Annotated in this window: 15 protein-coding genes; 5 read left to right on the forward strand and 10 right to left on the reverse strand. The window is 65.7% G+C overall.

What is annotated here, in order from left to right:
- Positions 1 to 214: 214 nt before the first annotated feature.
- Both pgi and GRZ55_RS17300 read left to right on the forward strand, forming a co-directional pair.
- Complete coding sequence (pgi, locus tag GRZ55_RS17295; RefSeq protein ID WP_169288214.1) at positions 215 to 1,855, forward strand: glucose-6-phosphate isomerase; 1,641 nt, start codon at positions 215 to 217, stop codon at positions 1,853 to 1,855.
- A complete protein-coding gene (locus tag GRZ55_RS17300) occupies positions 1,852 to 2,577 on the forward strand; it encodes an HAD family hydrolase (RefSeq protein WP_169288215.1) in 726 nt (241 codons plus the stop codon). Before pgi ends, GRZ55_RS17300 begins: the two co-directional genes overlap by 4 nt.
- A 6-nt stretch (positions 2,578 to 2,583) precedes the next feature.
- Here GRZ55_RS17300 and GRZ55_RS17305 read toward each other — a convergent pair whose 3' ends face one another.
- From GRZ55_RS17305 to GRZ55_RS17335, 7 genes are all read right to left on the reverse strand, one after another.
- Positions 2,584 to 4,932, reverse strand: coding sequence for a long-chain-fatty-acid--CoA ligase (locus tag GRZ55_RS17305; RefSeq protein WP_368856637.1), 2,349 nt, complete (start codon positions 4,930 to 4,932; stop codon positions 2,584 to 2,586).
- A 165-nt stretch (positions 4,933 to 5,097) separates the two neighbouring features.
- Positions 5,098 to 5,652: a DUF924 family protein gene (locus GRZ55_RS17310; RefSeq protein ID WP_169288216.1), complete on the reverse strand. Its 555-nt coding sequence runs from the start codon at positions 5,650 to 5,652 to the stop codon at positions 5,098 to 5,100.
- Positions 5,653 to 5,700: 48 nt separating this feature from the next.
- Positions 5,701 to 6,696, reverse strand: a complete 996-nt coding sequence (locus GRZ55_RS17315) for an ABC transporter ATP-binding protein (RefSeq protein ID WP_169288217.1) — start codon at positions 6,694 to 6,696, stop codon at positions 5,701 to 5,703.
- Positions 6,693 to 7,673: an ABC transporter ATP-binding protein gene (locus tag GRZ55_RS17320; protein WP_169288218.1), complete on the reverse strand. Its 981-nt coding sequence runs from the start codon at positions 7,671 to 7,673 to the stop codon at positions 6,693 to 6,695. Before GRZ55_RS17320 ends, GRZ55_RS17315 begins: the two co-directional genes overlap by 4 nt.
- Positions 7,674 to 7,675: 2 nt before the next feature.
- Entirely contained in the window at positions 7,676 to 8,650 is a 975-nt protein-coding gene (locus GRZ55_RS17325) for an ABC transporter permease (protein ID WP_169288219.1), read from the reverse strand.
- 12 nt (positions 8,651 to 8,662) lie between these two features.
- Entirely contained in the window at positions 8,663 to 9,646 is a 984-nt protein-coding gene (locus tag GRZ55_RS17330) for an ABC transporter permease (RefSeq protein WP_169288220.1), read from the reverse strand.
- A 197-nt stretch (positions 9,647 to 9,843) separates the two neighbouring features.
- The gene (locus GRZ55_RS17335) at positions 9,844 to 11,418 is read right to left on the reverse strand and encodes an ABC transporter substrate-binding protein (protein ID WP_210257397.1); all 1,575 of its coding nucleotides are present in this window, start codon (positions 11,416 to 11,418) and stop codon (positions 9,844 to 9,846) included.
- Between the two features lie 321 nt (positions 11,419 to 11,739).
- Here GRZ55_RS17335 and GRZ55_RS17340 point away from each other — a divergent pair, with 321 nt between their 5' ends.
- The gene (locus GRZ55_RS17340) at positions 11,740 to 12,243 is read left to right on the forward strand and encodes a BA14K family protein (RefSeq protein ID WP_169288221.1); all 504 of its coding nucleotides are present in this window, start codon (positions 11,740 to 11,742) and stop codon (positions 12,241 to 12,243) included.
- Positions 12,244 to 12,303: 60 nt separating this feature from the next.
- Here GRZ55_RS17340 and GRZ55_RS17345 read toward each other — a convergent pair whose 3' ends face one another.
- The 3 genes from GRZ55_RS17345 to GRZ55_RS17355 form a co-directional block, all read right to left on the reverse strand.
- Positions 12,304 to 13,050, reverse strand: coding sequence for a tellurite resistance TerB family protein (locus GRZ55_RS17345; protein WP_169288222.1), 747 nt, complete (start codon positions 13,048 to 13,050; stop codon positions 12,304 to 12,306).
- A 117-nt stretch (positions 13,051 to 13,167) separates the two neighbouring features.
- The gene (locus GRZ55_RS17350) at positions 13,168 to 13,485 is read right to left on the reverse strand and encodes an XRE family transcriptional regulator (protein WP_169288198.1); all 318 of its coding nucleotides are present in this window, start codon (positions 13,483 to 13,485) and stop codon (positions 13,168 to 13,170) included.
- 139 nt (positions 13,486 to 13,624) lie between these two features.
- Positions 13,625 to 14,308 (reverse strand): NnrU family protein, encoded by a 684-nt coding sequence (locus GRZ55_RS17355; RefSeq protein WP_169288223.1) that lies wholly within the window; start codon positions 14,306 to 14,308, stop codon positions 13,625 to 13,627.
- 141 nt (positions 14,309 to 14,449) lie between these two features.
- Between GRZ55_RS17355 and nirK the strand changes: the two genes are divergently transcribed.
- Positions 14,450 to 15,502: a copper-containing nitrite reductase gene (nirK, locus tag GRZ55_RS17360; RefSeq protein WP_169288224.1), complete on the forward strand. Its 1,053-nt coding sequence runs from the start codon at positions 14,450 to 14,452 to the stop codon at positions 15,500 to 15,502.
- Positions 15,503 to 15,570: 68 nt separating this feature from the next.
- Positions 15,571 to 16,842, forward strand: a complete 1,272-nt coding sequence (locus GRZ55_RS17365) for an NnrS family protein (RefSeq protein WP_169288225.1) — start codon at positions 15,571 to 15,573, stop codon at positions 16,840 to 16,842.
- The last annotated feature ends 8 nt before the right edge of the window (positions 16,843 to 16,850 follow it).

The following is a 16,850-nucleotide window of genomic DNA, read 5'->3' on the forward strand; positions in this document are numbered from 1 at the left end:
GCAGCCTATGCGCGGCCCGTGCGCGCCTCAAGTCTGGACCAATGCAATACTCCAATGATTTTTTTTGATGTTATGCTTTTGTGCCAGTGATGAGTGGAGATTGGGCCATAAGCCGCGGGGCTTTCGGAGCGCGGGGGATTTCCCGCTTGAACGGGTGCTGCGAGCCGTCCTAAGTGGTGCGCCCGGCAAACGCTCAAGGACGAAAGCCCGCCAGATGGCCGATTTCCAGACTGCCCTCGCCGAACTGAAACGCCGCTACGGGGAGCAAGGCCCCCTCGATATCCGGGCGGCCTTCGAGGCCGATCCGCGTCGCTTCGACGACCTGTCGGCGACGGAGGGCGACCTGCTGCTCGACTATTCCAAATGCGCGCTGACCGCCGATGATCTCACCGCGCTCGTCGGCTTCGCCAAGAGCGCCGGGCTGGAAGCGCGCCGCGCGGCGATGTTTGCGGGCGAGCACATCAATTCCACCGAGGATCGCGCCGTGCTTCACGTGGCCCTGCGCAACCTGTCCGGCGCCCCCATGGCCGTCGATGGCCGCGACGCCACGGGCGACGTGCGCGCCGTGCTGGCACAGATGGAAGAGTTTGCCGACGCGCTGCGCGGCGGCACGGTGCGCGGGGCGACCGGCAAGCCGATCACCGATGTCGTCAATATCGGGATTGGCGGTTCCGATCTCGGGCCGGCCATGGCCACCCTGGCTCTGGCCCCCTTCCACGACGGGCCGCGCGCGCATTTCGTCTCCAATGTCGATGGCGCCCACATTGCCGACACGCTGAAGGCGCTCGACCCCGCGACCACCTTCTTCATCATCGCCTCCAAGACCTTCACCACGATCGAGACCATGACCAATGCCGACACCGCCCGGCACTGGATCGGCAATGCGCTGGGCGCGGATGCGGTCGGCGCGCATTTCGCCGCCGTCTCGACCGCGCTCGACAAGGTCGCCGCTTTCGGCATTCAAGACGATCGCGTCTTCGGCTTCTGGGACTGGGTCGGCGGCCGCTATTCGCTCTGGTCGGCCATCGGCCTGCCGATCATGATGGCGATCGGTCCGGCCGGGTTTCGCAATCTCCTGGCCGGCGCCTATGAGATGGATCGGCATTTCGCCGAGACGCCGCTCGCCACGAACCTGCCCGTCCTCATGGGGCTTGTGGGCTACTGGCACCGCGTGATCTGCGGCTGGCCGGCGCGGGCCGTCATCCCCTACGACCAGCGCCTTGCCCGCCTTCCCGCCTTCCTGCAGCAGCTCGACATGGAATCGAACGGCAAGAGCGTGCGCCTCGACGGCACGCCGGTGGAGACGCCGACCGGGCCGCTGGTCTGGGGCGAGCCCGGCACCAACGGCCAGCACGCCTTCTTCCAGCTGCTGCACCAGGGCACGGACGTCATTCCCGTCGAGTTCCTCGTCGCGGCAGAAGCCCATGAGGCCGAGCTGTTCGAGCATCACGACCTGCTGCTCGCCAACTGCCTGGCCCAGTCCGAAGCCCTGCTGAAGGGGCGCACCCTGGCCGAGGCGAAGGCCCAGCTGGTCGCCAAGGGAACGAGCGCGGCGGATGCCGACAGGCTTGCGCCGCATCGCGTCTTTCCGGGCAACCGCCCTTCGCTGACCATCATGTACCGCGTGCTCGACGCCCACACGCTGGGGCGCCTTCTGGCGCTCTACGAGCACCGGGTCTTCGTCGAGGCGACGCTGTTCGGCATCAATGCCTTCGACCAATGGGGCGTCGAACTCGGCAAGGAGCTTGCCACGGGGCTGTTGCCGGTGGTGCAGGGCCGGGAAGGGGCCGGCGCGCGCGACGGTTCCACGGCAGGGTTGCTCGCCCACCTCCATCGCCTGAGGGACGACAGATGAGCAGGTGGGAGCACATTCGCGGGGTACTGTTCGACAAGGACGGCACGCTGATCGATTTCCACGCCACCTGGCATGCGGTGGCCGACAGCATGGCGCTGGAGGCGGCGGGCGGCGACCGCACGCTGGCCGACGAGCTCATGGACAGGGCGGGCTATGACCATCGGGAGGCCTGCTTTCGCGCCGATTCCGTGGCGGCGGCCGGAACCAACGCCGACATCGTCGATCTCTGGCATCCCGAACTCGACCGCGAGGCGCGGCGCGCCCGCATCGCGCATTTCGACCGGGTCACGGCCATGCAAGGTGCGTCCAGTGCTGTGGCGGTGAAGGGGGTGCTCGACGCGATCGGCACGCTGCGCGAAGCCGGGATGCGGCTGGGGGTGGCCACCAATGATTCCACCGAAGGGGCGGAACGCACGCTGGTCTCGCTCGGCGTCGCGCAGATGTTCGATGCCGTCTACGGCTATGACGCGGTGGCCAATCCGAAGCCGGCGGGCGACGTGGTGACGGCCTTCGCCGACATGGCGGGGCTGAAGGTGACGCAGGTGGCGATGGTCGGCGACAACCGGCACGATCTCGAAGCCGGCCGCGCGGCTGGCGCCGGGCTGGTCGTGGCGGTCCTGTCGGGCACTGGCACGCGCGACAAGCTCGCGCCGTTGGCCGACATGGTGCTGGACTCGGTGGCGGACCTGCCCGACCTCTTTAAGATCGGGCAGGCCAGGTAGGTCTGTCTACCTCAGTTCACGCCGCAGGATCTTGCCGACATTGGTCTTCGGCAGTTCCTTGCGGAACTCGACGTGCTTCGGGCGCTTGTAGGCCGTCAGCTTGTCCTTGGTGAACTCGATGATCTCCTCGGCTGTCACCTTGTCGTCCTTCTTGACGACAAAGAGCTTCGGCACCTCGCCCGACTTCTCGTCGGGCACGCCGATGGCTGCGACCTCGAGCACGCCGGGGTGCTGCACGACCACTTCCTCGATCTCGTTCGGATAGACGTTGAAGCCCGAGACGAGGATCATGTCCTTCTTGCGGTCGACGATCTTCACGTAGCCGCGCTCGTCCATGAAGCCCATGTCGCCGGAGCGGAAGAACCCGTCCTTGGTCATGACCTTGGCGGTTTCGTCGTCGCGGTTCCAATAGCCCTTCATCACCTGCGGTCCGCGAATGCAGATCTCGCCGATCTCGCCCAGCTTCACGTCCTTGCCGTCCTCGTCGCGGATGACGATTTCGGTGGAGGGAAGGGGAAGGCCGATCGTGCCGGTGAATTCGGTGCTGTCGAAGCGGTTGGCGGTCGCCACCGGCGATGTCTCCGACAGACCGTAGCCCTCGCAGATCGTGCTGCCGGTGAGCTTCTTCCACCGCTCCGCCACCGGAGCCTGGACGGCCATGCCGCCACCGATGGTCAGCATCAGCGGCTTGAAGTCGATCTTCTTGAAGTCGTCATTGTTGAGCAGCGCGTTGAACAGCGTGTTGAGCCCCGGGAAGATGTGGAACTTGTGGCTCTGCAGCTCCTTGACGAAGCCCGGGATGTCGCGCGGGTTGGGGATGAGGATGTTGTGCGCGCCCTGCTGCATGCCCATCATCGCGTTCACCGTGAGCGCGAAGATGTGGTAGAGCGGCAGCGCGCAGATGTAGACGAGCTGGTCGGGCCGCTTCTTGTCGTTGAACAGCGCTTGCACCCATAATTCGTTCTGGGCGACGTTGGACAGAACATTGCCATGGGTAAGCGCCGCACCCTTGGAGACGCCCGTCGTGCCGCCCGTATATTGCAGGAAGGCATAGTCGTCGGGCGTGAGCACGATCTTCCTGAGGCTGCCGGACTTGCCCTTGGAGAGCGCGGCGTTGAACTTCACGTGGCCGGGCAGGTTCCAGGACGGCACCATCTTGCGCACGCGGCGCACGACCAGATTGACGACGAATCCCTTCAGGCTGCCCATGAGATCGCCCATCGAGGCGACGACGACATGCTTGACCTTGGTCTTGCCCTTAACCGCCTGCAGCGTGTGGGCGAAGTTCTCCAGGATGACGATCGCCTCGGCGCCTGAATCGTTGAGCTGATGTTCGAGCTCGCGCGGCGTGTAGAGCGGGTTGACGTTGACGATCGTGTAGCCCGCCCTGAGCGCGCCCATCATGGCGACGGGATATTGGAGGATGTTGGGCATCATGATCGCGACGCGCGATCCCTTCGCCAGGCCGGTGGACTGGAGATAGGCGCCGAACTGCGCCGACAGCGTCTCCAGCTCGCCATAGGCCATCTCGCGGCCCATGCAGGTGAAGGCAGGGCGGGAGGAATACTGGCGGCAGGAAGCCACGAGCAGATCGGCGATCGACTGATGTTCGAGCGGCCCGATCTCGGCGGCGATTCCCTTGGGGTAGCTGGCGAGCCACGGTGCCGTGCCTGACTTGGCGGCCGGCGTGGCCTTGGTTGTCGCGGTCTTCTTGCCGGCTCCCTTACCGGTTCCCTTGCCCGACGCGGCGGCCTTGGGCCTGGCGGCGGCAGCCGCAGCGGCTTTCGGGGCGGCAGCTTTAGCTGAACTCGCCGCGGAGGCGTTCGCCTTGGCGGTCTTGCCCTTGGCTGCGCTCGGCTTGTCGGCACTCGACTTGGCAGTGCCCGCCTTGGCAGTGGCCGCCTTGGCAGGGGCCGCCTTGGCCGTGCCCGCCTTGGTCGCGGCCGCCTTGGTGGATGATTTCGTGCCGGTGGTCGCGCCCGACTTGGCGGGCGTTCTGGCGACGGCAGCCTTCGACTGCGCGGGCGCCGGATCAGGGCTCTCGGCGGCTTTCGGTGCAGCCTTGCCCTTGCGGCTCGACGCGGCGGCCGCCTTCGGCGCGGAAGTCGTCTTTGCGGCGGCGGGTGCCTTCGCGGCCTTGGCGCTCGCAGCCTTGGGCGCCGCGGTCTTGGCTTTCGCGGCGGACGAGGTGCTCTTTCCCTTGGCGGTTGCGCCGGCCTTGGCCGGCTCCTGAGAGGTGGCCGTCTTGGACGGCGTCGGATCCGTCATCTCCTGGGCCTTGCCTTCGGGCTGGGCTTTGGCGGATTTGCTGGCAGCAGCCTTTGCGGTCGTCTTGCGGGTCGTTGTCTTGGCCACGTGTTCACTCCTCCGGGAATTTGTTAGGCGCCCGCCGGCAGCGGACGCACATTCAACCGCTGGCGGTAGACTGGGTTCCAGCCTGCCTGGCGGCATGGTTTCGCACATATCTAGGCCGCGGAGTGCAGGCTGTGCAAGCCGCGCTCCCTCGGGTCGGGAATCTGCTCATTGACCGTAGCCCGGATGGGACTCCAGGAATTCGAGTTCGGCCGGCGTGCTTTCGCGCCCGAGCGGCTTGTTGCGATGCGGGAACCGACCGTATTTGGCGACGACGTCGCGGTGGTCGATGGCGTATTTCAACCCTTCCTCGTTGGAAAGCGCGCGGAAAAGGTCCACGCAGCGCTCCTGGTCGGCGAGGATCTCCGAATGCATGAAGGGCATGTAGATGAACGATTTCTCGTCGTCTGAGAGGTCGCGGTCGAACTGCGCATCCAGCGCGCGCCGCGCGATCTGGACAGCCATGTCGTCGGTCGAGAAGGCTTCGGCAGTTCCCCGGTAGATGTTGCGCGGAAACTGGTCGAACACGATGATGGCCGCCTGCGCGGTGCGCGCGTCATCGATCTCGTCGACCGACAGTTCCGTCTTCAGGCGCTGGTGAAGGTCGGTGAAGCGGCTCCTGATCCTGGTGTCCAGTTCCTCGCCACCGGCATACCAATCAGCCGGCCCGAGTTCCTCGAACCAGAAAGCCAACACCTCGTCGACCCAATTCTCCTGCGGCATGTCCCCTCCATTGATATCGCTGCACGGCCGGTACGCGGCCGAATCCGGTCAGATTCGACCTTCCTCCACACCGTGGCAAGTGGTTTCGCTGACGCCGTTGGGCAGCAAGGGCGGCACTTCCACGCGGCAGCGGTCGAAAACGAACGGACAGCGCGGATGGAAGGTGCAGCCGGGCGGCGGGTCGATCGGATTGGGAATCTCGCCCTCCACCGGCTTGCGCTGTCGGCCCGACATTTCGAGATCGGGCACCGCATCGAGCAGCATGCGGGTGTAGGGATGACGCGGCTGGCGGAAGAGCGTCCTGGAATCGGAGACCTCCGCAAGCCTGCCCAGATAGAGAACGCCGATCCGGTTGGCCATGTGGCGCACGACCGACAGGTCGTGGCTGATGAAGAGGTAGGTCAGCCCGAATTCCTTCTGCAGATCCTTCATCAGATTGAGGATCTGTGCCTGCACCGAGACGTCGAGCGCGGAGGTCGGCTCGTCGCAGACGATGAAATCCGGGTTGGACGCGAGCGCGCGCGCGATCGCGATGCGCTGGCGCTGGCCGCCGGAGAACTGGTGCGGGAACTTGACGCCGTCCTGCGGGGAAAGCCCCACCAGCGTCAGCAACTCGCCCACCCGCTGGCGGCGGGCGGCGGCGTTCATGCCCTTCTCGAAGACGACCAGCGGCTCGGCGATGACGTCGTTGACCCGCCAGCGCGCGTTGAGGCTGGCGAAGGGGTCCTGGAAGATCATCTGGAAGCGGCTGCGCAGGCGTCGCGCCTCGGCTCCCTTCAGCCCTTTCGTCAGCGACCGGCCGTCGAACAGGATCTCGCCCTCGCTGGGTTCGATCAGGCCGACGATCAGCTTGGCGATGGTGGACTTGCCCGAACCGGACTCGCCGACCAGCGCGAATGTCTCGCCCTTGTTGATGGTGAAGGAGACGTCGTCCACGGCCCGCAGGAACATCTTGTCGCTGCGTTCCAGCACCCGGTTGAGCCAGGGCTTGGAGACGTCGAAGGTGCGCGAGAGGTTCTTGACCTCGAGCAGCGGCGAACTCATGCGGCCACCTCGTCGCGGTCATAGAGCCAGCAGGCCACGTCGCGCGTGCCGCTCGGGATGGGGTCGGGACGTTCGACATAGCAGCGGTCGAAGACCTTGGGGCAGCGCGGGTTGAACGGGCAGCCCGGCGGAATGGCCGACAGCCGCGGCATCGAGCCCGGGATCTGCACCAGCCGCTCGAGTTCGCTGGTGAGCGAGGGGATCGAGCCCATCAGCCCCTGCGTATAGGGATGCTTGGCGTCGCGGATGACATCCTTGACCGGGCCGATTTCGGCAATGCGCCCGGCATACATGACGACGACGCGATCGGCCGTCTCCGCGATCACGCCCATGTCGTGGGTGATCAGCATGATGGCGGCGTTGTTTTCCGCGCACAGCTTCTTCATCACGTCGATGATCTGCGCCTGGACGGAGACGTCGAGGGCGGTGGTCGGCTCGTCGGCGATGACGAGATCCGGCCCCGCCGCGAGCGCCAGGGCGATGACGACGCGCTGCCGCATGCCGCCCGAAAACTGGTGCGGGTAATCGTCGATGCGCCGGCTGGCCGCCGGGATGCCGACATCGTCGAGCAGCGAGATGGCACGTTTGCGGGCCTCTGCTTCCGACAGCGGCAGATGCGCCCTGATCGTCTCGATCAGCTGATCGGAGATGCGGTAGAGCGGGTTGAGCGAGGTCAGCGGATCCTGGAAGATCATGCCGACCTTGCGGCCGCGCACCTTGCGCATCTCGGGCGGCGAGAGATTGTCGATGCGCTTGCCGTGGAGCAGGATCTCGCCCTTGGCGATGCGGCCGGGCGGTTCGATCAGCCCGATGATGGCCGAGCCCGTGATCGACTTGCCGGCACCGGATTCGCCCACCATGCCCAGCACTTCGCCGGGCGCGATGTCGAAGGAGATGTCGTCCAGCGCCGTCAGGGTCCCGTGCCGTGTCGGGAACTCGACGGTCAGGCCGCGAACGGAAAGAAGCGGTTCGCTCATGCCTACCTCAATCTCGGGTTCAATGCGTCGCGCAGCCAGTCGCCCAGAAGGTTGACCGAGAGAGCCAGCGCGAGAAGTGCGATGGATGGGAAGGCGAGAATCCACCACTCGCCGGAGAACAGGAAGCCCTGGCCGATGCGGATCAGCGTGCCGAGGCTCGGCTGGGTGGGCGGCACGCCCACGCCGAGGAAGGACAGCGTGGCTTCGGCGATGATGGCGAGCGCCAGACCGATGGTGGCGATGACCAGCACGGGGCCCATCACGTTGGGCAGGATATGGCGCATCAGGATGCTGGCGGGATGGCGCCCGATCACGCGCGCGGCCTGGACGTATTCCTTGCCCTTTTCCACCATGGTGGCGCCGCGCACGACGCGCGCATATTGCACCCAGTCGGACAGGCCGATGGCCACGATCAGGACCCAGATCGCCATTGTCTCGCGATAGGCGGGCGGGATGAAGCCGCGCGCGATGCCGAAGATCAGGAGCGCAAGGAGGATCGAGGGGAAGGTCAGCTGCACGTCGGCGACGCGCATCAAAAGGCTGTCGACCCAGCCGCCGCGATAGCCGGCGATGAGGCCGAGCGTGATGCCCAGCACCATGGCGAAGATGACCGCCGCAAACCCGACGAACAGCGAGATGCGCGCGCCGTAGAGGATCGTGGAGAAGATGTCGCGGCCCTGGTTGTCCGTGCCCAGCCAGTAGACATTGCCGGTAAAGGCGTTCGGCTCCATGGGCGGGGTGAAGCCGTCCATGAGGTTCAGCGAACCCGGATCGAAGGGATTGTAGGGGGCGATCCAGGGCGCCAGGACGGCGGCCAGGATGATGATCGTCGCCACCACGCCCGAGATGAGCGCCATCGGCGACGTGCGGAAGGAATAGGCGATGTCGCTGTCCCAGGCCCGGCGCCATGCGCTCGGCGGCGCCGGCACGGCTATCGGGTCCTGGGATGCGGGATCACGCGCGGCATTGTCTGACATGTCGGCGCCTCGCTAGTGTTTGGCTCCGCCGCTTTCCACGCGCAGGCGCGGATCGACGGCGTAATAGAGCAGATCTACGATGAGGTTGATGACCACGAAGACGAGCGCGATCAGCATCAGATAGGCCGCCATCACCGGCACGTCGACGAAACGGACCGAGTTGATGAACAGCGCGCCGACGCCCGGCCACTGGAAGACGGTCTCGGTGATGATCGAGAAGGCGATGATCGAGCCGAACTGGAGACCGGTGATGGTGATGACCGGCACCAGCGTGTTCTTCAGTGCATGGCCGAAATGCACGGCCCTGTTGCTGAGACCGCGTGCGCGCGCGAACTTGATGTAGTCGGTGCGCAGCACTTCCAGCATCTCCGCGCGCACGAGCCGCATGATGAGGGTCAGCTGGTAGAGACCCAGCGTGATCGCCGGCAGGATCAGCGAGACACGCCCCGAGGGCGTGAGCAGGCCGGTTCTCCACCAGCCGATATCGACGGTGTCGCCGCGGCCGAATGACGGCAGGACCTGGAACTCCACCGCGAAGACCCAGATGAGGAGCACGCCGATGAGGAAGGTGGGCAGCGACACGCCGATGAGCGATGTGGTCATGATGGCATTGGCCAGCCAGCCGCGCCGGTTGAGCGCCGTATAGACGCCGAACGACACGCCGATGACGAAGGCGAAGAAGCCGGAGATCAGCGCCAGTTCGAGCGTGGCGGGCAGGCGCGACAGGATCAGTTCCATGACCGGCTGCTGAAGCCGGTAGGAGATGCCGAAATCGCCCTGCAGGACCCTGCCCATGTAGGAGAAGAACTGCACCGGGAAGGGTTGGTTGAGGCCCAGCGCATCGCGCATCGCCTCGCGCTCGGCAAGCGTGGTTTCCTGTCCGACCATGGAGGAGATCGGGTCGCCGACAAAACGGAACAGCGAGAAGGCCACCAGCGCCACGACGAGCATGACGATGAGCGATTGCAGGAGCCGCCTGATAGTATAGGCAAGCATGGAGTTTTCACCTCTACGGCGCGTTTCAGGGTGCCCTGCGAAATAGGGAACGCTGCGACACGCGGGCCGCGACGGGATGCGATTCAGGGCCCCGACGCCGTGCGCCCGAGCCTTTAATCCGTCTTTCCGATAACGCCCTTAAACGGACACGCGCCCGCCGCGCAAGATGCACGGCGGGCGACGCAACGTCCGATGTCTTAGTCGAAAGTGACCGTGGTCATCCGCGGCTGGTTTTCCGGATGCACTTCGAGATTGATCCCGTCACGCATCGCATAGGCCAGCACCTGGTTGTGGATGTTGAGGAAGATGCGATCTTCCATCACTTCCTCCCAGATTTCCGCGATCAGCGCATCGCGGGCTTCCAGGTCGGTCATGGTCGCCAGCTGCTCGATCTTGCCGTCCAGTTCCTCGTTCGAGTAGCGCGTGCCGTTGAAGGCGCCGTAGCTGCCCTCGCGGGTGTGGACCAGGAAGTCGAACACATACTGGCTGTCGAAGGTCGGAACGCCCCAGCCCAGCAGGTAGAAGTCGGTCTCCCAGTTCTCGATCAGCGGGAAGTGGAGCGACCGCGACTGCGACACCAGGTTCACGTTCATGTTGATGCGGCCGAGCATGCCGACCAGCGCCTGGCAGATCGCCTCGTCATTAAGGTAGCGATCGTTCGGGCAGTGCAGGTCGACGGAGAAGCCGTCCTCGTAGCCGGCCTCGTTCATCAGCTCGATGGCGCGCTCGATGTCCGGCGCGTCATAGGCGTGCATCTCCTCGGTCCAGCCGTTCACGAAGGGCGGCAGCGGAGCGGCCGACGGATCGGACTCGCCGCGCATCACCACCTGGCGAATGGCGTCACGGTCGACGGCAAGCGCCATGGCCTCGCGGACCTCCGGCTTGGCGAACGGATTGTCGTCCACATTGGCCGAGGCGAGCGTCTCCGACGTCATGTCGTAGGAGAAGAAGATGTTGCGGTTTTCCGGTCCACGCACGACGCTGATGCCGTCCGTGCCTTCCAGGCGCGCGATGTCCTGGACGGGCACGTCCTGCACGATGTCGACCTCGCCCGACAGAAGGGCAGCGACGCGGGTCGCGGCTTCGGCGATCGGCGTGTAGATGATCTCGGTCACGGCCGGAGCTTCATCCCAGTGGCCCTCGAAGGCTTCCAGAACGGTCCGCACCTCGGGGTCGCGGGAGACGAGCCTGTAGGGGCCGGTGCCGTTGGTGTTGCGGACCGAATAGCTCTCTTCGCCGGCGGCGAAATTGGGGGCCGTGGTGGTGTCGTTCTCCTCGGCCCACTCCTTGCTCATGATGAAGGTGTTGGTGAGGTTCTGGACGTAGAGCGGCGCCGGGCCCGAGAGCTTGACGTGGACGGTGTAGTCGTCGACGGCGGTGACTTCCTCGACGGCGGCGTGGAGCGCGGCCATGCCGGACGGCGGGGTGCGGGCGCGATCGAGCGAGAACACCACGTCCTCGGCCGTCAGCTCCTGGCCGTCATGGAAGGTGACGCCTTCGCGGATCTTGAATTCCCAGACGGTGTCGTCGTCCTCGGTGATGCCCCACTCGGTGGCAAGCCGCGGCGTCAGCGAACCGTCGACGGCGCGGCCGACGAGCGTCTCGTAGATGTGGTGGTTCAGCGTGTGGGTCGGACCCTCGTTCTGCGAATGCGGATCGAGCGTCAGCGCATCGCCGACGCGCGCCCAGCGCAGCGTCTCGGCTTCTGCGGAGGCCGGCAGCGCGCCGGCTGCGAGCGCCAGTACGCTCGCGGTGATCAGGAATTTACGCATGATGACTCCCATAAGTCTTTTTTGTTCCGGTTTCCCCGTGGCAGGCGTTGGCCGCCCCGATTGGCGCGTACCATAGAAGAGCGTTCGTCAGTTGGAAAGGTGCTGAAAAGCGCTTTCTCCACTTGCCTTAATGACCTTGCGGAACACTCCGGAAGCCTCACTTCGAGGGCTTCGATACTGTGGCGATAAGCAAGTATTTTCAATGCGTTGTTCTAGGCGCTCATTACCAAATGGTAATCGGCGAATTCATCCGGCGTTCATGTCGCGGACGACAGTGTCGTGGGTGGGACGACATCGATACGAAAGAAAAAGGAAAGACAAATGAAGCGACCAATCGCTCTCTTCTGCGCCGCCGCCGTCACCGTGACGACGCTCGGTGCCTCCGCCACGGGCGCTGCGGCCACCGCGCTGGCCATGCCGCTTGGACAGGCAGCCGAAGCCCAGTTCCAGGAGGCCCAGTATCGCAACAACCAGCGTCCACGCGCCCAGCAGCGCGCGCCCCAGCGCACCCAACAGCGCAGCAACCAGCGCCGCGGCTTCTACCGCCAGGGCAATCAGGGCTATTACAACGGCCATCGCGGCTACACCCAGCGCCGTGCCGGCTATCGCCAGTACAATGGCTACTGGTTCCCGCCGGCGGCCTTCGTCATGGGTGCGATCATAGGCGGCGCGGTGGCCAACCAGCCGCAGACCGTGCGTCCCGGCCGGCTCAGCCAGGCGCATGTGAGCTGGTGCCAGAGCCGCTACATCTCCTACCGGCTGTCGGACAACACCTTCCAGCCCTACAGCGGTTCGCGCCGCGCCTGCCTGTCGCCCTATGGCTGATCCGGCAAGCGATGAAGGAAAGCAGGGGGCGGCTTCGTGCCGCCCCTTTTTTGCTGGCGATCAGGCCTGCCGGGCGGCCGCTGCCTGCCGGTCGAGTTCCGTGCGAAGGGGTGTGTCGAGCCTGAGCGCGTCGCCCAGCCGCTCGAGATAGCGCTGCTCCTCGGGCGTGTCCGGGTCGATGGCAAGGCTCGACGCCAGATAGATCTCGGCCGCCTGCTTGTCGTCGGTGGCCAGTCGGGCCACCGCCACCGGGTCGCTCGGCCTTGTCATCTGGTCGAACAGGAACGCCTTCTCGTCGGCGGCGAGCGCCGAGGCTTCGATCTGCTGCTGCAGCATGGCCCGCTCGGCGGCGTCGATATGGCCATCGGCACTGGCCGCCGCGATCATCGCCTTGAGCAGCGTCAGCCTGAAATCCGAGCCCTCGCCGTCGCGCAGCGTGGCCGGATCGAAGCCGCTGTCGGCCGGCGGCAGGGCAGGGGGCGTATGCGGATTGGCCACGGGCGCCTCCCCGCGCGAGTTCTGCCAGGCGCGGTACGCGAGCGCGGCCACGGCCGCCAGCCCGCCATAGGTGACGGCCTTGCCGGCCACCTTGCGGGCCTTCCTGTTGCCGAGCAGGAGGCCGATCACGCCGCCCGCCGCTACCCCGCCCAGGCCGCCCGGGATGCCGCCCAGCCCGAGACCACGGGCCAGATCGCTTGCGCCAAGACCGGCCAGCGGATTGTTTGCGCCGCCGGGGGTGGCGCCGTCATCTTGAGGTGCAGCGTTGCCTGCGCCGAAAAATCCTTCGAGCAGCCTGTTCATGTCCATGGGAGTGCAGAGCCTTTGTGCCGGATGGGTCGATGGCTCTAGGTAGGTTGCCGTTTGCCGGGCGCAAGAAGGCGCTTGCGGGCATTCGGCATGGGGATGATCCGGCTGCTCGAAAGACTAGACGTCGTCCTCGGCGACGATCCCGCCTTCGCCTTCCAGCGTCGCCAGCCGCCGGCTTTCCGAGCGTGAGAATTTCAGCCGCACTCCTTCGCCCCCGCCATTGTCGGGGATGAAGCGGATGCCGCTGTTCTCGAGCGCGGTGCACATGGCGGCCACGGCCTCGGCGGGCCCGGCCGGCTGGACCCGGCTGTCCTCGACCGCCTGGATCGTCCGGTCGTCGAGACCGGTGAGTCTCGCCAGCCGCTCGACGCTCATGCGCAGCAGCACACGGGCGGCGGCGAACTGCCGGCCTGAGATGTCGTTGGGATCGGCCATGGCCTCTTTCTCCTGAGATGAAGCGGAAGGATACCACGTCGCGCCGACGGAACGTCAATCCAAGGTGGCGCTCTTTGCGCCGCTGAATTCGGCGGGGACGCCAGCGCCTCGCGGCAAGCGCCTGGCCCGCTGCCCTGGCTCAGAACCAGGCCAGCGGATCCGGCCCGATGAGGCGCTGGTGCCCGTCGAGCAGGAACCACAGATAGACCAGTGCGGCCATCGCCACTGGCCAGACCTTGATCTCCGCCAGACGGCCGGCATTGCGCATGAGGCCGGCAAAGGGAATGAGCGGGGCCTCTGCGGCCAGCGCCTTCCAGCGTTCCTTGCCCAGTCTTTTTTGCGCCCTTCGATCGAGAGCGAACATGCCGGACAGCGACAGCAGGCCCATCCCCCCGAACAGGATCAGTGCCACGACATGGCCGGTCGGCGGGATGTGCGCCACCGACCAGATCAAGAAGCCCCACAAAACCGGATGCCGCGTCACACTCGCCACAGGGCCCGGTCCGGTCGAGGGGTTCGGACTGCGTATCGAGACCGAGAGCGAACTGGCTTCGGCCAGGCCGGCGATCAGCAGCCAGAAGGCGACCGGCATGGCGATCAGCGGGATCGCCGCTTGCCACGGCTCCGCATACCAAAGCGCGATGCGGGGGGCGCGGCTGGCGGCCGAGATGAGCCAGGCAAGCAGCACGAGCGAAAGAGCGGAATAGAGGATCAGATAGGCGCGCCTGCCCAGCAGCACGACCAGCCTGCCGCGGACGGCAGGCAGTGGCGGGACGGCATGGGCAAGAAGGAAGGCGCCCAGCGCCAGCAGGAATTGCGTCATCGGTGCAGCCTTGGGTCCGGATTCTGGATGTCTGGATGCGTAAAGGAAGCGATCGGCCCCCAGTTTGTGCAATGACAAAGAAGGAGGAGGTGCACGCGACTAGCTTGTCCCCATAACAACGCGGTCGAAAGGACAAGACCAATGAACATCCGCCAACTTCTCCTCAGCACTGCCGCGGCCGGTGCGCTGGCCATCGGCGGCGCATTTGCCACGGCACCGGCATTCGCTGCCGAGCTGGGCACGCACGAGGCGCCGGTCAACGTCATTCGTTCGGCGATCGACCTGCCGGCCGCGATCGGTGACCGCGGTCCCGAGACCGTCCGCATCAATCTGGAGACGGTCGAAGTCATCGGCGAATTGTCGAACGGCACGACCTACGATTACTGGACCTTCAACCACAAGGTTCCTGGACCCTTCGTGCGGGTACGTGTCGGCGATACGGTCGAGGTTCTCATGAAGAACCATGAGGATTCCATCGCCATGCACAATGTCGATTTCCATGCCGTGACGGGTCTTCATGGCGGCGGGCACGCCACGATGGCGGCCCCGGGCGAGACCAAGGGCTTTACCTTCAAGGCACTCAATGCCGGCCTCTATGTCTATCATTGCGCGGTCGGGCCAGCGGCCCAGCACATCGCCAATGGCATGTATGGGCTGATCCTGGTGGAGCCCGAGGGCGGCCTGCCGCCTGTGGATCATGAGTTCTACGTGATGCAGGGCGAGCTCTACACCTACGAGGCCTATGGTAGCCGCGGTCATCTCACCGAGGACTACGACAAGCTCATGAACGAGACGCCGGAATACTACGTCTTCAACGGCGCGGACATGGCTCTGACGGGCGACAATGCCCTTCATGCCGAGGTGGGCGAGACGATCCGCATCTATTTCGGTGTCGGCGGGCCCAACAAGACCTCGAGCTTCCACGTGATCGGGGAGATCTTCGACAAGGTCTACAATCTGGGTTCACTGACCAGCGCGCCGCTCCAGGATGTGCAGACCATCTCGGTACCCCCAGGCGGGGCGGTGGCAGTCGACATGAAACTCGAGGTGCCGGGAGAATATCTGGTCGTCGACCACGCCCTTTCCCGCGCAGCCCGCGGACTGGTCGGCAAGCTGATCGTCACCGGGCCCGAGCAGCCCGATCTGTTCCGCGAGAGCGTGGACGGCGAAGAGCTGAGCTACCTCGCCGACTAGGGCCAGTCCCAGCCGACGGGCCGCCGGGAAACCGGCGGCCCGTTTCGTGTCAAGCAGAGGATTCCACAATGCCCACGCCACGCCCCTGCCTCGAGCGACCGGAAGCCTCCTTCGACAAGACTTCCGACAGATCCGTGCCGCGCAGCCGGATCCGCCAGGGTGATCGGACACGGGACGGGCGCGGGCGCATACGTGGAGGACCGGCAATTCTGAATTACGGTTTCAGGCCGTTTTTCCTGTTGGGTTCGCTGCACGCAGCGCTTCTCATTCCGCTCTGGCTGCTCATACTGATCGCCGATCTCCGGCCGGTCGGACCGTTCGATGCGATGCAGTGGCACGCGCATGAGATGGTCTTCGGCTATCTGGCCGCCATCGTCGCCGGTTTTGTGCTGACCGCCGTGCCCAACTGGACCGGCCGGCTGCCGTTGAGCGGCGCGCCGCTCGCTGGGCTCGTCGGACTGTGGCTCGCCGGCCGCCTTGCCACCGGGTTTATGGCGCCGCCGGTTGCTGCGGCGATCATCGACGTGGCCTTTCTCACCCTCCTGGCCGCCTCGGTCTGGCGCGAGATCGTCGTGGGCCGCAACTGGCGCAATACGCCGGTGGCGCTGATGCTGTCGCTGCTCGCCTGCGCCAATCTTCTGCACCATCTCGAAGCGGCCGGATGGGGCGAGCCAGGTTTTGCCATCCGGCTGGCTCTCGGCGCCATCGTCGTTCTGATGGCCCTCATCGGCGGGCGCATCGTGCCGAGCTTCACCCGCAACTGGCTGGCCCGCCAGGCCGGGCAACCAATGCCGGCCAGTTTCGGGCGGGTCGACAAGCTGGCACTGGTCGTCACCATCCTTGCGGCAGTCGGCTGGCTGTTCTGGCCCCATAACGCGGTCACGGCCGGCCTGCTCATCGGGGGCGGCGCGCTCCTGTGCGTTCGGCTGTCGCGATGGCGCACACTTGCCACCTTGCGTGAGCCGATCGTCGCCATCCTGCATCTGGGCTATGGCTGGCTTGCGCTGTCGCTGATGCTGATGGGCGCCGCCATTGCCTGGCCTGACGCGATCGCTCCCAGTGCCGCGCTGCACGCGCTGACGGCGGGGGCGGTCGGAACGATGACGCTGGCCGTCATGACGCGCGCCAGTCTCGGTCACACGGGACGTCAGATCAGTGCCGACGGATGGACGGTGCTCATCTATTCCTGCGTCACGGCAGGGGCACTTCTGCGCCTCGGCGCCGGTTTCGTGCCGGACTTCCATCTTCCCCTGCTTGCCGCCGGTGGGCTGGTCTGGAGCCTCGCCTTCCTCCTCTTCGCGACGCGCTACGGCCCCATGCTGGCGCGACCGAAACTGTGATCATGGCG

Source organism: Chelativorans sp. ZYF759 (genome assembly GCF_012911015.1).
Lineage (GTDB): Bacteria > Pseudomonadota > Alphaproteobacteria > Rhizobiales > Rhizobiaceae > ZYF759.

Coding starts and splice junctions, on each gene's coding strand:
- pgi (WP_169288214.1), top strand. CDS start 215: ATGGCCGATTTCCAGACTGCCCTCGCCGAACTGAAACGCCGCTACGGG.
- GRZ55_RS17355 (WP_169288223.1), bottom strand. CDS start 14,308: ATGACGCAATTCCTGCTGGCGCTGGGCGCCTTCCTTCTTGCCCATGCC.
- nirK (WP_169288224.1), top strand. CDS start 14,450: ATGAACATCCGCCAACTTCTCCTCAGCACTGCCGCGGCCGGTGCGCTG.
- GRZ55_RS17335 (WP_210257397.1), bottom strand. CDS start 11,418: ATGCGTAAATTCCTGATCACCGCGAGCGTACTGGCGCTCGCAGCCGGC.
- GRZ55_RS17350 (WP_169288198.1), bottom strand. CDS start 13,485: ATGGCCGATCCCAACGACATCTCAGGCCGGCAGTTCGCCGCCGCCCGT.
- GRZ55_RS17300 (WP_169288215.1), top strand. CDS start 1,852: ATGAGCAGGTGGGAGCACATTCGCGGGGTACTGTTCGACAAGGACGGC.
- GRZ55_RS17320 (WP_169288218.1), bottom strand. CDS start 7,673: ATGAGCGAACCGCTTCTTTCCGTTCGCGGCCTGACCGTCGAGTTCCCG.
- GRZ55_RS17365 (WP_169288225.1), top strand. CDS start 15,571: ATGCCCACGCCACGCCCCTGCCTCGAGCGACCGGAAGCCTCCTTCGAC.
- GRZ55_RS17330 (WP_169288220.1), bottom strand. CDS start 9,646: ATGCTTGCCTATACTATCAGGCGGCTCCTGCAATCGCTCATCGTCATG.
- GRZ55_RS17310 (WP_169288216.1), bottom strand. CDS start 5,652: ATGCCGCAGGAGAATTGGGTCGACGAGGTGTTGGCTTTCTGGTTCGAG.
- GRZ55_RS17345 (WP_169288222.1), bottom strand. CDS start 13,050: ATGGACATGAACAGGCTGCTCGAAGGATTTTTCGGCGCAGGCAACGCT.
- GRZ55_RS17340 (WP_169288221.1), top strand. CDS start 11,740: ATGAAGCGACCAATCGCTCTCTTCTGCGCCGCCGCCGTCACCGTGACG.
- GRZ55_RS17315 (WP_169288217.1), bottom strand. CDS start 6,696: ATGAGTTCGCCGCTGCTCGAGGTCAAGAACCTCTCGCGCACCTTCGAC.
- GRZ55_RS17325 (WP_169288219.1), bottom strand. CDS start 8,650: ATGTCAGACAATGCCGCGCGTGATCCCGCATCCCAGGACCCGATAGCC.